Source organism: Variovorax sp. 350MFTsu5.1 (genome assembly GCF_048302515.1).
GTDB lineage: Bacteria > Pseudomonadota > Gammaproteobacteria > Burkholderiales > Burkholderiaceae_C > Variovorax > Variovorax guangxiensis.
Genome location: NZ_CP157620.1, coordinates 4,641,593 through 4,654,633 on the forward strand (window position 1 = coordinate 4,641,593; position 13,041 = coordinate 4,654,633).

Consider the following 13,041-nt stretch of genomic DNA (forward strand, 5'->3'; position numbering starts at 1 on the left):
TCTGGCAAGGGCCGTGAGGCCTTTGTTTGCCCTTGTGCGCCGGTCTTCCTACACTCGGCCGCCATGCAACGCCAGCCCTTGATCCGCAGCACGCCGCGCGCAGTCTTCACTGCGCGGACCGCCGCGGGGTCGCACCAGACCCTCGCAGATCTCTGAGCCCGGCGGTCAGCCTCTTCCTTCCCCCTTCTTCAGCACATCTTCATCGACCGCCGGGCCCAAGCCCCGCGCGGTAGCGCGCCCATGCGGGCGCTCCGCGCTTTCCCTCGCTGATTCATTCGCCTGTCGCCAGCCGCTTCACCACGGCCGGCGATGGGCCTCGTCATGCGGAAAGAACACGGACGATGAACAACAACATCCAATCGATCCTGGCGGTCACCGACCTGTCGGCGCACGGCCTGCGCACGGTGGTGCGCGCGGCCTCCATCGCGGCGGCGCACGGCGCGCTGCTGAAGATCATGTACGCGCCCGCGGCCTTCGCGGGCCCAGCCGATGCCGATACGGCAGGCGGCCTTGGCGCGGTGTGCCTTGAGGTGGCCGAGCGCTTCGGCATCCTCGTCAAGAAGATCGACGGCACGCGCGGGCGGCTCGAGGACACCGCGCTCGAGGCGCGCTGGTGCGATCTCGTGGTGATCGGCGACGAGCCCGACCGCTCGCTCGCAGCCTTCTTCCGGGGCCAGCCGGCCGAGCGGCTGCTGCGGGCAGCGCAGCGGCCGGTGCTGGTCGTGCGGCTCGACGCGCAGGCCGGCAGCTACCGGCGCATGCTCGTGGCCGTCGACCTGATGGAGGAATCGCGCCCGCTGGTCGACCTGGCCTGCGCCTTCGACGCGCAGGCCGACGTCGAACTTTTCCACGCCTTCACGCCCATGCACGAAGGCAGGCTGCGCTACGCGGACGTGTCCGCGCACGTGATCGATGCCTACCGCCACACCTGCGCCCGCCATGCGCGCGAACGCATGCTGTGGCTGTCGGATGCGTCGAGCGCGCGCCGCAACCGCGTGGTCTCGTCGGTCGGCCGCGGCGACCCGGCGCGGCAGGCGGCCGTCCAGCAACAGTACAGCGGAGCCGACCTGCTGGTGGTCGGCAAGCGCAGACGTTCGGCGCTGACGGATTTCCTGCTCGGCAGCGTGGCGCTGCGCGTGCTGCGCTGGTCCACGGGCGACGTGCTCGTGGTGCCTCATGGCATGCAGGCACCGAGTTCCACGGCGGCGGTTCGGCAGAGTGCGGCATGACATCGCTGGCACTGCCATTCGCGTTCTCCTTCCCCTCGCTGCCGGACTGGCGCCCCAGGCCGGCCGAGCTGCGCATCGACGTCGATCCGGGCAAGGCCACGCTCGCGCCCGTCCACGAACGCATGCGCGCCCTGCGAGACCGCCTGCAGGACATGCCGGGCCTCGTGCTCGATGACCCCGGCTTGCGCGCACGCTGTCGCGAAGCCGACGGCGAGCTGTACGTCTACATCGAGGACCTGCGCAGTGACAGGCTGGTCGGTTACACCGTTTTCAACCGGCTGATCGAACTGAGCCGCAGGGCGGAGCGCCACATCCGCGCACCGCATTCGCAATACGACCCGGCCTGGCAGCGGCGCGGGCTGGCTTCCGCCGTCTACCGCTGGGCGCTGGACCGGGGCCTCTGCCTCATGAGCGGCGCGCGGCAGTCGCCGGGCGCGCATGCGCTCTGGCAGAGCCTGTCGAGCCGCTACGAGGCGGGCTTCGCCGACCTGCGGAACAAGCAGCTGAGCTACCTGGGCCGCGAGGTCGAGGGTGAAACGCTCGCCGGGCTGCACACGCGCATGTTCCTGCTCGGCGAAGGCTGGACGCTGGAGCGCTTCCGCCTCGAGACGCAGATGGCTTAGCGCCGCCTCCGCGCGCCCTTGCCGCTCACGCGCCGTACCGCCGCTTCGCCGGCCTGCGGCAGCCGCTCGCGCAGGAATGCGATGAGCTCCTGCGCCACCACATTGCGCATCGGCCCTGGCAGGTAGGCCAGCACCACGCGCCGCTCGACGCGCGGCTTCAGCAGCGGCACCACAGCCAGTTCGGGGTCCCGCAGCGACGAGGTGTACAGGCGCGGCATCAGCCCCAGCGCCTGTCCGCCGCGCACCAGCGCATAGAGCGTCTCGGAGTAGCTCACGCGGTACGGCTGCGGACCCTGGGCGAACTGCGCACGCGCCGGGTTGCCCAGCGCGGGCATGCTGCCACTTTCGAAGAGAACCAGCCGCTCCTTGCCGATGGCCTCCCAGCTCGCGTCGCCGGCCGCCGCCAGCGGGTGGTCGCGCCGCACCACCAGCACCAGCGGATCGCGGAACAGGTCGATGCAGGTCAGCCCGCCCGGCGGCTCGGTGATGGCGGCCACCGCCATGTCGATCTGGCCGCTGCGCAGTTCGGACAGCAGCGTGTTCGAAGGGGCGTCGCGCCAGGACAGCTCCACCTCGCGCCGGCCTTCCGTCTGCAGGAACTCGCTGGCGGCGGCCGCCACGCGCGCGCTGGCCGAGGGGATCACGCCGACGCGCACATAGGCCCGGCCGCGCTGCACGGTGCTTTCGATGTCGCGCAGCGCCACCTCGAAGGTGTTGACCAGGAAGTCGGTACGCGCCAGCACCTCGGCGCCCACGGGCGTGAGTTCAAGCCGGTGGGTGGAGCGGGTGAGCAGTTCGGCGCCGAGCAGTTTCTCCATCTGCTTGATGGCGTTGCTCAGGGCCGGCTGCGTGATGGCCAGCCGCCGCGCCGCCCGGCCGAACTGGCCTTCTTCCACCAGCACCGAGAAGAACTGGAGCTGGCGCAGCGTGAGCGCGCGCAGGGGCAAGGCGGCCATGGCGAACCTCGGTTATTGATTCAGTGAATCAAATTATAGAAATTCAAAATTTTCTTTATGGGCGAACCGTTACTAGACTGCCGCCATGATCAGCCCCACCCACGCGCCCCTCACGCTGGAGGCGATGCTGCACGCGATGCCCAAGGCCGAGCTGCACTGCCACCTGTTCGGCACCGTGCGCCACGAAACCTTCAAGCAGTTCAACCGCCGCGCCGGCTCGCCGCTGGCTGACGATGAGATCGAGGGCTTCTACACACGCGGCGAGAAGCCCGTCGGAGTGCTGCGGGTGCTGCGCGCGCTCGACGCCCAGCTGGTGCGCAGCCCCGGCGACCTCTATCAGCTCACGTTCGAATACCTGCAGGACGCAGCCGCCCACAACGTGCGCCATGCGGAGTTCTTCTGGAATCCGACCGGCACGGTGCATGAGTCGGGCATCGCCTACCCGCTCGCGCAGGGCGCCATCGTGCGTGCCATCCACGATGCGAAGCAGGAGTTCGGCATCTCGGGCCGTCTCATCGCCGCCATCGACCGCGAGGCCAGCCCCGAGGCGGCCGTGGAGATGGTCGAATGGGTGAAGGCCAACCGCTGCGATGAGGTGATCGGCATCGGCATCGACTACCGCGAGAACGACCGTCCGCCGGAACTGTTCGCCCGGGCCTATGCCGAGGCGAAGAAGGCCGGCCTGAAGACCACCGCGCACGCAGGCGAGTTCGGCATGCCCTGGACCAACGTGCGCACCGCGCTCGACGAACTGCAGGTCGACCGCATCGACCACGGCTACACGGTGATCGACCAGCCCGACTACGCACGCCGCTGCGCCGAGCGCGGCGTGATCTTCACCGTCGTGCCCACCAACTCCTACTACCTGCGCACGCTGCCGCCCGAGCGCTGGGCGCTGGACCACCCCATCCGCCGCATGCCCGGCCTGGGCCTGCGCATCCACCCCAACACCGACGACCCGACGCTGCACAAGGTCACGCCCACGCAGGCCTGGCTGATGATGGTGCGCGACTTCGGCTTCGGCCTGGACGACCTGCGCGGCTTCATGCTCAATGGCCTCGACGGCGCATGGATCGACGAGGCGCAGCGCCGCGAATGGCGCACGCAATGGAGCGCCGGGTTCGACGCGCTGCGCGCCCGGCTCGACACCGAACCCGCCCCCACCAACCACGAATGACCCACGCCATGAACAAGCCCCGCCGCCTGCTCCTCGCCGCTGCGCTCTGCGCCGCCCTTCCCACCGCCGCCCTCGCACAGGCGGCATGGCCCGCCGCCAAGCCCATCACGCTGATCGTGCCCTTCACGGCCGGCGGCAGCGTGGACGTGAACGCGCGCCTGGTAGCCCAGCGCCTCGGCGAGCGGCTCAAGCAGTCGGTGGTGGTCGAGAACGTGGCCGGCGCGGGCGGCGCCATCGGCGTGGCCAAGGCGGTGAACGCGGCGCCCGACGGCTACACGCTGGTGGCGGGCCCCGACAGTGCCATCGCCATCGGCAAGCTGGTGAACCCCTCGGCCTTCCGCTTCGACCCGCTGAAAGACCTCGCCCCGGTGGGCATGCTCAACACCGCGCCGATGGTGCTGGTAGCGCGACCCGGCCTGGAGGCCCAGACCTTCTCCGACTTCGTGAAGCTCGCGAAGGCCAAACCCGGCAAGTACAACTACGCGACCTCGGGCGTGGGCACGGTGTTGCAGCTGGCGATGGAACTGCTGAAGGAGCGCAGCGGTATCTTCGTCACCCACGTGCCCTACCGCGGCGGCGCGCAGATCGCCACCGACGTGATCGGCGAGCAGGTCGACCTGGCGATGCTGGTGAGCACCAGCGCGATTCCGCACGTGAACGGCAAGCGGCTGAAGGCGCTGGGCATCACCGGCACCAAGCGGCTGTCCGCGCTGCCCAACGTGCCCACCTTCGACGAGATGCCCGGCCTCAAGGGCTTCGACATGGTGAGCTGGACCGGTATCTTCGCGCCCGCCAAGACGCCGCCGGCCGTGGTCGCGCACATCAACCAGGAGCTCAACGCGGTGCTGCAGGAAGAAGCCGTGCGCGCCAAGCTGGTGGAGCAAGGTGCGCTGCCGGGCAGCGGTACGCCGGAGTCGTTCGCGAAGTTCGTGCAGGCCGAATACGCGCGCAACCAGAAGATCGTGCAGACCGCAAACATCAAGGAGTGAGCGCGTGACCAGGAAGCCCATGCTGTCCCGCCGCACCCTGCTGCTGGGTGCATCCGCCGCCGGCCTTGCCGGCATGGCATGGGCCCAGAGCCCGAGCCCCGCCGAACTGGCACAGGCGCTCGCAGGCACACCCGCCACCCGGCTGCCTGCCGTGGCCGGCAAGCGCCAGGTCATCATCGACACCGACCCCGGCCAGGACGATGCGGTCGCCCTGCTGATGGCCATGGCCGCCACCGACCGGCTCGACATCAAGGCGCTGACGGTGAGTGTGGGTAACTTGCCGCTGACGGTGACCGAGAAGAACGCGCGCATCGTGCGCGACTGGGCCAACCGGCCCGAGATTCCGGTCTACGCCGGCTACCCTCGTCCGCTGGTGCGCGAGTCCATCTTTGCCGACGACGTGCACGGCAAGACCGGCATGGAAGGCCCGACGCTGCACGAGCCGCGCGGCCCGCTGATGCCCACCCACGCTGTGCAGTACATCATCGAGACTCTGCGCGCTGCGCCGCCGAAGAGCATCACGCTGGTGGGCCTTGGACCGCTCACCAACTTCGCGGCGGCGCTCAATTCGGCGCCCGACATCAAGCTCGCCATCGCCGAGATCGTGGTGATGGACGGCTCCTGGGGCGTGGGCGGCAACATCACGCCGGCCGCCACCTTCAACGTGTATGCCGACCCGGAGGCCGCCTCGATCGTGTTCCGCAGCGGCGTGCCGGTGACGGCCATGTCGCACGACGCGGCGCGCCGCGTGCTGCTGACGCCCGAGCGCATCGCGCCCTTCCGCGCCATGGGCAACAACGCCGGCAAGGTGGTGGCGGACATCTTCGATTCGATGATGGCCTACGGCCTGCGCCGCCGGGGCGTGGCGGTGGGGCCGATCTACGACCCGTGCGTGATCGCCTACCTGCTGAAGCCCGAGCTCTTCAAGGGCGCGAAGGTGAGCGTGGATGTGGAGACCAAGGGCGAGTTCACGACCGGCGCGACGGTGGTCGACTTCCGTGGCTACAACCGCCGCACGCCCAACACGCTGTGGATCAGCGAGGCTGATACCGAGGGCTTCTACTCCCTGCTGCAGGCGCAGATCGCGCGCCTGCCCTGATGCGGTAAGAAAGGCCGGAGACGCTCAGCCGGCCTTCTCGTCTTCCTCGGGCCAGTCGCGGATATAGGCCTTGAGCATCTTGTTCTCGAAGTTCTGGCTGTCCACCACGGCCTTGGCCACGTCGTAGAAGCTGATCACGCCCATCAACATGCGCTTGTCCATCACGGGCATGTAGCGCGCGTGGCGCTCCAGCATGATGCGGCGGATCTCGTCGAGGTCGGTTTCGAGCGTGCAGGTGACGGGGGCGTCGTCCATGACCTTGCGGACCTGCATGGTGCCGACCTGGCCTCCGTTGCCGACGATGGCCACGATCACCTCGCGGAAGGTGAGCATGCCGACCAGGTCGCCGTGCTCCATGACCACCAGCGAACCGATGTCCTTTTCCGCCATCGTCTTGGCGGCTTCTGCCAGCAGGTCGTCTGGCGTGATGGTGAAGAGCGTATTGCCCTTGACGCGAAGGATGTCGCTGACTTTCATCGTTTTGCTCCTCTGGGAACTCAATCTCGGCTATCTCGGCGGGCGTGCCGTTTTTGAATATAGCCCACAATCGACGCCGACCTGAGCGCCCCTGTCGCGCACGCATGAATTGCAGACGTAACGGGGCATTGCCAGGAGACAACAGCTCAGACACGAGAAAGGCCCTCATGCCCGGATATTCCGACCCCGGTTTCGACACCCTCGCGCTGCACGCCGGCGCCGCGCCCGACCCCGCCACCGGCGCGCGGGCGGTGCCGATCCACCTGACCACCTCCTTCGTCTTCGAATCCAGCGACCACGCCGCCGCCCTCTTCAACCTGGAGCGCGCCGGCCACGTGTATTCGCGCATCAGCAACCCGACCAACGCGGTGCTGGAGCAGCGCGTGTCGGCGCTCGAAGGCGGCATCGGCGCCATCGCCACCGCCAGCGGGCAGGCCGCGCTGCACCTGTCGGTGGCCACGCTGATGGGCGCGGGCTCGCACATCGTGGCCAGCACGGCGCTGTACGGCGGCTCGCAGAACCTGCTGCACTACACGATGCGCCGCTTCGGCATCGAGACCACCTTCGTGAAGCCCGGCGACCTCGACGGCTGGCGCGCCGCGGTGCGCCCCGAGACCAAGCTCTTCTTCGGCGAGACGGTGGGCAACCCGGGGCTGGACGTGCTCGACATCCCCGCCGTGGCCGACATCGCCCACGAGGCGGGCGTGCCGCTGCTGGTCGATTCCACGCTCACCTCGCCCTACCTGATCAAGCCCTTCGACTGGGGCGCCGACCTGGTCTATCACTCGGCCACCAAGTTCCTGTCGGGCCACGGCACGGTGATCGGCGGCGTGGTGGTCGACGGCGGCAGCTTCGACTGGGAGAAATCCGGCAAATTCGCCGAGCTGACGCAGGCCTACGACGGCTTCCACAACATGGTCTTCAGCGAGGAAAGCACCGTCGGCGCCTTCCTGCTGCGCGCCCGCCGCGAGGGCCTGCGCGACTTCGGCGCCTCGATGAGCCCGCACACGGCATGGCTGATCCTGCAGGGCATCGAGACGCTGCCGCTGCGCATGGAGCGGCACATCGACAGCACGCAGAAGGTGGTCGAATTCCTCGCGAACCACCCCTTCGTGTCGCGCGTGGGGCATCCGCTGATCGAATCGCACCCGAGCCATGCGCTCGCGCAGAAGCTGCTGCGCCACGGCGCGCGCGGCGCGGGTGCGGTGTTCAGCTTCGACATCAAGGGCAGCCGCGCGCAGGGCAAGGCCTTCATCGAGACGCTGAAGATCTTCAGCCACCTGGCCAACGTGGGCGACTGCCGCAGCCTGGTGATCCATCCCGCGAGCACCACGCACTTCCGCATGACCGACGAGGCGCTCGCGGGCGCGGGCATCTCTCAGGGCACGATCCGCCTGTCGATCGGCCTGGAAGACCCGGCCGACCTGATCGACGACCTCAAGCGCGCCCTGAAAGCCGCGGAAAAGGCAGGTGCCTGAGATGAACTACACCGTCAACGGCCACACCACCTACTGCTACACCGGCGGCAAGCCCTTCGATGCGGCAAAGCCCACGGTCGTCTTCATCCACGGCGTGCTCAACGACCACAGCGTGTGGATCCTGCAGAGCCGCTGGTTCGCCAACCACGGCTGGAACGTGCTCGCAGTCGACCTGCCCGGCCACTGCAAGAGCGAAGGCCCGCCGCCGGCCAGCGTGGAGGAGGCTGCGCAGTTCGTGATCGCGCTGCTCGACGCGGCCGGCGTGCAGAAGGCCGCGCTGGTCGGCCACAGCTTCGGCTCGCTGATCGCGCTGGAGGCGGCCTCGCGCGCGCCGCAGCGCATCACGCAACTCGCGATGGTCGGCACGGCCTACCCGATGGCGGTGTCGCCCGCGCTGCTCGAAAGCTCGGTGAGCGATCCGCAGCGCGCCATCGCCATGGTCAACACCTTCTCGCACTCGCTGCTGGCGCCACCGCCCTCCTCGCTCGGCCCGGGCACCTGGCTTTACGGCAGCTCGCGCGCGCTGATGCGCCGCGTGCTCGCGAGCAACCGCGAGGCGAACGTGTTCCACATCGGCTTCAAGGCCTGCAACGACTACGCCAACGGCGAGGCCGCCATCGAGAAGGTGCAGTGCCCGGTGCTGTTCCTGCTTGGCGACGCCGACCAGATGACGCCGCCGCGCGCCACCAAGGCGCTGGTGGGCAAGGCGCGCAACGCGAAAGTGGTGACGGTGCACGCGGGCCACGCGCTGATGAGCGAGGCGCCCGACGAGGTGCTGTTCGCGCTGCGCGACTTCCTGAACGCCTGAGCTTCCGGGGACCTGACCTACTCCGCCACGATCCCCGCGCGATGCGCAAGGGCGCGGTAGCGCGAGATCTCGCCTTCCATCTGCGTACGGAAGGCCGCCGCGCCGATGGCCACCGGCTCCATGCCCTGCGCACGCAGCTGGGCCTGCAGCGCCGGGTGGCCCATGGTCGCGACGACCGTGCGGGCGAGCTTGTCGATCACCGGCGCCGGCGTGCGCGCAGGGGCGGCGAAGCCGTACCAGGCGTCGAAGGTAGCCTCGGGCAGTCCCTGCTCGGCCAGCGTGCGCACCTCGGGCAGCATGCTGGAGCGCGTCGCCCCCACGATGCCCAGCGCGCGCAGCTTGCCCGCGCGCACGTGCGGCGCCACGGCGGCCACGGTATCGATGGCGATCTCGACCTCGCCGCCGATCACCGCCAGCGAGCTCTGGCTGCTGCCCTTGTACGGAATGTCCTGCAGCTGGATGCCCGCGGCCAGCGCGAACAGTTCGCCCGACAGGTGCGGCCCCGAGCCCGAGCCGAAAGTGGCGTAGCGGATGCTCTTCGGCTTGGCCTTGGCCGCCGCGACGAGTTCGGGCAGCGATTGCCAGGGCTGGCCCTTGCCCACCACCAGCACCAGGGGCGTGCGCGCCACGATGGCGATGGGCGCGAGGTCGCGCACCGTGTCGTAGGGCAGCCTGGCGCGCAGGGCCGGGTTCACGCTGAAGCTGGTCGAGCCCGACAGCAGCAGCGTGTAGCCGTCGGGCGCGGCCTTGGCGACCGCGTCGGTGCCGATGATGGTGGACGCGCCGGGCTTGTTGTCGATCACGATGGGCTGGCCGAGCTGCTCCGACAGCGTCTGCCCCATGGCCCGCGCCACCAGGTCGGTGCCGCCGCCCGGCGGGAATGGCACGACCAGCTTGATCGGACGTTCGGGCCAGCCCCCCTGGGCGAAGACGGGCGAATGTGCGCCCAGCACGGCGGAAGCGGAAAGCAGCAGGCCGAAGCGGCGACGGGAGATGTCGATGTCCATGGTGCGTGGTGTCAGGAGAGAGTGGAAGCGGATTGCGAAAGCCGGCCGGCAGCCCAGGGCGCGAGGCCCGGCTCGCCCAGGTCCCAGTACAGGCCGGCCATGATCTGCAGGCCCTCTCGCGCCAGCGGCGCGAGCAGGTGCTCGTTGGGCGCGTGCTGCGCGCAGGCGGGGTACGAATGCGGCACCCACAGCGTGGGCAGCCCGAGCAGGTCGGCGAAGACGTCGTTGGGCAGCGAGCCGGCGAGGTTGGGCAGCAGGTCCAGGCGCTGGCCGCTGCTTTCCTCGATGGAACGGCGCGCCCAGCCCACCCAGGGGTTCTCGACGTCGAGCCGCGTGGCCGCGCCGGTCAGCGTGACCTCCACCTCGACCTGACCGAAGCCGTGCGCATCGAGGTGCGCGCGCACGATCTCCTGCAGGTCCTGCCAGGGCGTGCCGACCACGAAGCGCAGCTGGCAGTGCGCCACGGCCTCGGAGGGAATCGCGTTGACGGGCCGCTGCGGCGAGCCCGCGCCGAGCGCCAGCACCTCGATGGTGTTCCAGGCCACCAGCCGTTCGGCCGGGCTCAAACCGGGCTCGCCCCAGTCCTCGTCGACCTCGGGGTCGTCCGCGCCGCCACCGATGGCGATGCTGGCCAGCGCATCCCGCACCGCCTGGGTCACCGGCGGCGGGCGCAGCGCCTCGACGAGGATGCGCCCGCGCGCATCGACCAGCGAGGCCACCGCATGGCTGACGACCGTGCCCGGATTGACCAGGACGCCGCCCCAGTTGCCCGAGTGATAGCCGCGCGGCCGGGCGCGCAGCCGCAGGCTGAAGTTGACCGCGCCGCGCGAGCCGAGGAAGAGCGTGGGCCGCGTGGCGCTTACGCGCGGGCCGTCGCTGGCGATGAACAGGTCTGCGCGCAGCTTGTCGCGCTGCTGCTCGCACACCGCGTGCAGGCCGGGCGAGGCGGCTTCCTCGCCCATTTCGATGAGCCAGGTCACGTTGTAGCCCAGGCGGCCGCCACGGGCTTCCAGCGCCGCCGCGAGGCCGCCCAGGTTGATGCTGTGCTGGCCCTTGTTGTCGGCCGTGCCGCGCCCGTACCAGCGTTCGCCGCGTGCCGTCAGCGCCCAGGGGGCCAGGCCCTCTTCCCAGTGCGCGTCCTGCCCGCTGACCACGTCGCCGTGGCCGTAGGTCATCACCGTGGGCAGGGACGCATCCTCGACGCGGCGCGCGATGAGGAAGGGGCCTCCGCCGGGCACCGGGTTGGCGACCACCTCGCAGGCGAAGCCGAGTGCGGCGAGGGGCGGGATCATCTCCTCGCGCAGGTAGGCCTCCAGCGCGGGCGTGGCGGCGCCGGTGTCGCTCTCGGTGCGGAAGGCGACGCGGCGCTGGAGGTCGGCGAAGAAGCCGCCTGCGTCGAAATAGGCGGCTGCGGCGACGAGGCTGTCTGAACGTGGCATGAAAGGGGTCCTTGTCTCTCTGTGTCTTCCCGTGTGACGGTAGAGCAAGTACAAGGCCTGAAGGCCGATGCTTCCAGCATCGTTTTGGCAAGCTACCATTGCCTTGAAGGCAACACCCAAGGCCCTGCCATGACGCTCCCCCTGCTCAGCATCCCGATGCGGCACTTCCTCGAAGTGGCGCGCAGCGGCTCGGTCAACCAGGCGGCCGCGCGCCTCTTCGTGGCCTCGTCGGCGGTCAGCCGGCAGATCGCCAAGCTCGAGGACAGCCTGGGTACGCCGCTCTTCGAACGGCATGCGCGCGGCATGGCGCTCACGGCCGCCGGCGAGCGGCTGGCGGCGCACTTGCGCAATGCACAACTCGACATCGAACAGGTGGTCGAGCAGGTACGCGACCTCGGCGGGCAGAGCGCGCGGCGCATCCGCATGGCCTGCACGGAAGGCTTCGCAGGGCACTTCATGCCGCTGGTGATGCGCAGCTTCGAGTCGGCGAACCCGGGCTGCCAGCTGGAGCTGCACGTGGGCTCGCCCGATGGCGTGAGCGCGCTGCTGGCGCGCGGCGAGACCGACATCGCGCTCAAGTACGTGGTCGCGCCCGAGCCCGGCCTGAAGATCGAGCACTCGGCCACCGCGCCGGTGTACGCCGTGCTGCGGCCCGACCATCCGCTGGCGCGGCAGCGCGTGGTGTCGGTTGCCGACGCGGTGCGCTATCCGCTGGCCGTGGGCGACAAGGGCGTGACCGCGCGCCAGCTCTTCGACCAGGCCTGCAGCCTGCAGGGGCTGCAGTACCGCGCGCTCTTCGTGAGCAATTTCTCCTCGGTGCTGCTGCCGCTGCTGCGCACGCCCGATGTGATGCTCTCGGGCCTGCTCACGGTGATGCACCTGATCGACGAAGGCACGGTGGTGGCGCGGCCCTTCGCGGAGGCACCGCTGCAGCAGCGACAGCTGCAGGTGCTGGCGCTCGAAGGCCGCACGCTGCCGCCGCTGGCGCAGGACTTCGTTCGGCACCTGGTCACGGCCATCGCCAGCGCGGGGCGCCGCAAGCTGGGGCGCGCGCAGGCTTCCGGCGCAACGAAGAAAGAGGTCAGCCCAGGGCGTTGATATCCGCCGGGTCGAGGATCGGCTTGGCCGCGCCCTTGCGCGCCACGGCCAGCATCGCGCGGCCCAGCTTCTCGGTGGTGGTCACCCGGTTCGGCCAGAGGCGGAAGGCCAGCCCGAGCACGGGCTTGAGCACGACGATGGCCGCGTCGTAGACCGGCGTTTTGGAACGGATGCCGTGCAGCGGCTGGATCATGCCGGGGCGGAACATGTAGGCCGCCTTGAACGGCAGGCGCAGCAGGGCATTCTCGGTCGCGCCCTTCACGCGCGCCCACATGCTGCTGCCGCGCTCGCTGCTGTCGGTGCCCGCGCCCGTCACGTAGGTGAAGGTCATGCCCGGGTTGAGCCGCGCGAGCACGGTGGCTGCCGCCAGCGTGAGGTCGTAGGTGATGCGTTTGTACTCGGGCTCCTTCATGCCCACCGAGGACACGCCGAGGCAGAAGAAGCAGGCGTCTAAGCCCTGCAGCTGCGATTCGATGTCGCCGTAGTCGTACATGTCCTTGTGGACCAGGTCGCGCAGCTTCGGGTTCTGCTGCCCTGTTGGGTTGCGGCCGACCGCGACGACGCTTTCCACGTCGGGCGCCAGCAGGCACTCGCGCAGCACGCCCTGCCCCACCATGCCGGTGGCGCCGAAGATCAGGACTTTCATCGGAAGGCTCCGGTC

13 protein-coding genes are annotated in these 13,041 nt (G+C 69.6%); 8 read left to right on the forward strand and 5 right to left on the reverse strand.

The features are described from left to right. The first annotated feature begins 341 nt into the window (after window positions 1-341). Both ABL843_RS21225 and ABL843_RS21230 read left to right on the forward strand, forming a co-directional pair. On the forward strand, window positions 342-1,229 hold the full coding sequence (locus tag ABL843_RS21225; RefSeq protein WP_418117182.1) for a universal stress protein: 888 nt from the start codon (window positions 342-344) through the stop codon (window positions 1,227-1,229). Then, complete coding sequence (locus ABL843_RS21230) at window positions 1,226-1,852, forward strand: N-acetyltransferase (protein ID WP_418117183.1); 627 nt, start codon at window positions 1,226-1,228, stop codon at window positions 1,850-1,852. The genes ABL843_RS21225 and ABL843_RS21230 overlap by 4 nt, the downstream gene beginning before the upstream one ends. Here the strand turns inward: ABL843_RS21230 and ABL843_RS21235 are convergent. Then, on the reverse strand, window positions 1,849-2,808 hold the full coding sequence (locus tag ABL843_RS21235; protein WP_418117184.1) for a LysR family transcriptional regulator: 960 nt from the start codon (window positions 2,806-2,808) through the stop codon (window positions 1,849-1,851). The two genes, ABL843_RS21230 and ABL843_RS21235, sit on opposite strands and share 4 nt — an antisense overlap. An 85-nt stretch (window positions 2,809-2,893) precedes the next feature. Between ABL843_RS21235 and ABL843_RS21240 the strand changes: the two genes are divergently transcribed. The 3 genes from ABL843_RS21240 to ABL843_RS21250 all read left to right on the forward strand — a co-directional run bounded on the left by ABL843_RS21240 (window position 2,894) and on the right by ABL843_RS21250 (window position 6,073). Continuing rightward, window positions 2,894-3,985, forward strand: coding sequence for an adenosine deaminase family protein (locus ABL843_RS21240; RefSeq protein ID WP_418117185.1), 1,092 nt, complete (start codon window positions 2,894-2,896; stop codon window positions 3,983-3,985). 8 nt (window positions 3,986-3,993) lie between these two features. After that, window positions 3,994-4,974, forward strand: a complete 981-nt coding sequence (locus ABL843_RS21245) for a Bug family tripartite tricarboxylate transporter substrate binding protein (protein WP_418117186.1) — start codon at window positions 3,994-3,996, stop codon at window positions 4,972-4,974. 73 nt (window positions 4,975-5,047) lie between these two features. Continuing rightward, a complete protein-coding gene (locus tag ABL843_RS21250; protein ID WP_418120501.1) occupies window positions 5,048-6,073 on the forward strand; it encodes a nucleoside hydrolase in 1,026 nt (341 codons plus the stop codon). A 24-nt stretch (window positions 6,074-6,097) separates the two neighbouring features. Here ABL843_RS21250 and ABL843_RS21255 read toward each other — a convergent pair whose 3' ends face one another. Continuing rightward, a complete protein-coding gene (locus tag ABL843_RS21255; protein WP_126024824.1) occupies window positions 6,098-6,550 on the reverse strand; it encodes a CBS domain-containing protein in 453 nt (150 codons plus the stop codon). 167 nt (window positions 6,551-6,717) lie between these two features. Here ABL843_RS21255 and ABL843_RS21260 point away from each other — a divergent pair, with 167 nt between their 5' ends. Both ABL843_RS21260 and ABL843_RS21265 read left to right on the forward strand, forming a co-directional pair. Beyond that, window positions 6,718-8,028, forward strand: coding sequence for an O-acetylhomoserine aminocarboxypropyltransferase (locus tag ABL843_RS21260; RefSeq protein WP_418117187.1), 1,311 nt, complete (start codon window positions 6,718-6,720; stop codon window positions 8,026-8,028). A 1-nt stretch (window position 8,029) separates the two neighbouring features. Continuing rightward, window positions 8,030-8,836: an alpha/beta fold hydrolase gene (locus ABL843_RS21265; protein WP_418117188.1), complete on the forward strand. Its 807-nt coding sequence runs from the start codon at window positions 8,030-8,032 to the stop codon at window positions 8,834-8,836. Between the two features lie 17 nt (window positions 8,837-8,853). Here ABL843_RS21265 and ABL843_RS21270 read toward each other — a convergent pair whose 3' ends face one another. Continuing rightward, window positions 8,854-9,843, reverse strand: coding sequence for a Bug family tripartite tricarboxylate transporter substrate binding protein (locus ABL843_RS21270; RefSeq protein ID WP_418117189.1), 990 nt, complete (start codon window positions 9,841-9,843; stop codon window positions 8,854-8,856). Window positions 9,844-9,854: 11 nt separating this feature from the next. Further along, window positions 9,855-11,282 (reverse strand): M20 family metallopeptidase, encoded by a 1,428-nt coding sequence (locus tag ABL843_RS21275; RefSeq protein ID WP_418117190.1) that lies wholly within the window; start codon window positions 11,280-11,282, stop codon window positions 9,855-9,857. 129 nt (window positions 11,283-11,411) lie between these two features. Between ABL843_RS21275 and ABL843_RS21280 the strand changes: the two genes are divergently transcribed. Further along, entirely contained in the window at window positions 11,412-12,380 is a 969-nt protein-coding gene (locus ABL843_RS21280) for a LysR family transcriptional regulator (protein ID WP_418117191.1), read from the forward strand. Here the strand turns inward: ABL843_RS21280 and ABL843_RS21285 are convergent. Next, window positions 12,364-13,026: an NmrA family NAD(P)-binding protein gene (locus ABL843_RS21285; protein ID WP_418117193.1), complete on the reverse strand. Its 663-nt coding sequence runs from the start codon at window positions 13,024-13,026 to the stop codon at window positions 12,364-12,366. The genes ABL843_RS21280 and ABL843_RS21285 overlap by 17 nt on opposite strands. Window positions 13,027-13,041 lie beyond the last annotated feature (15 nt).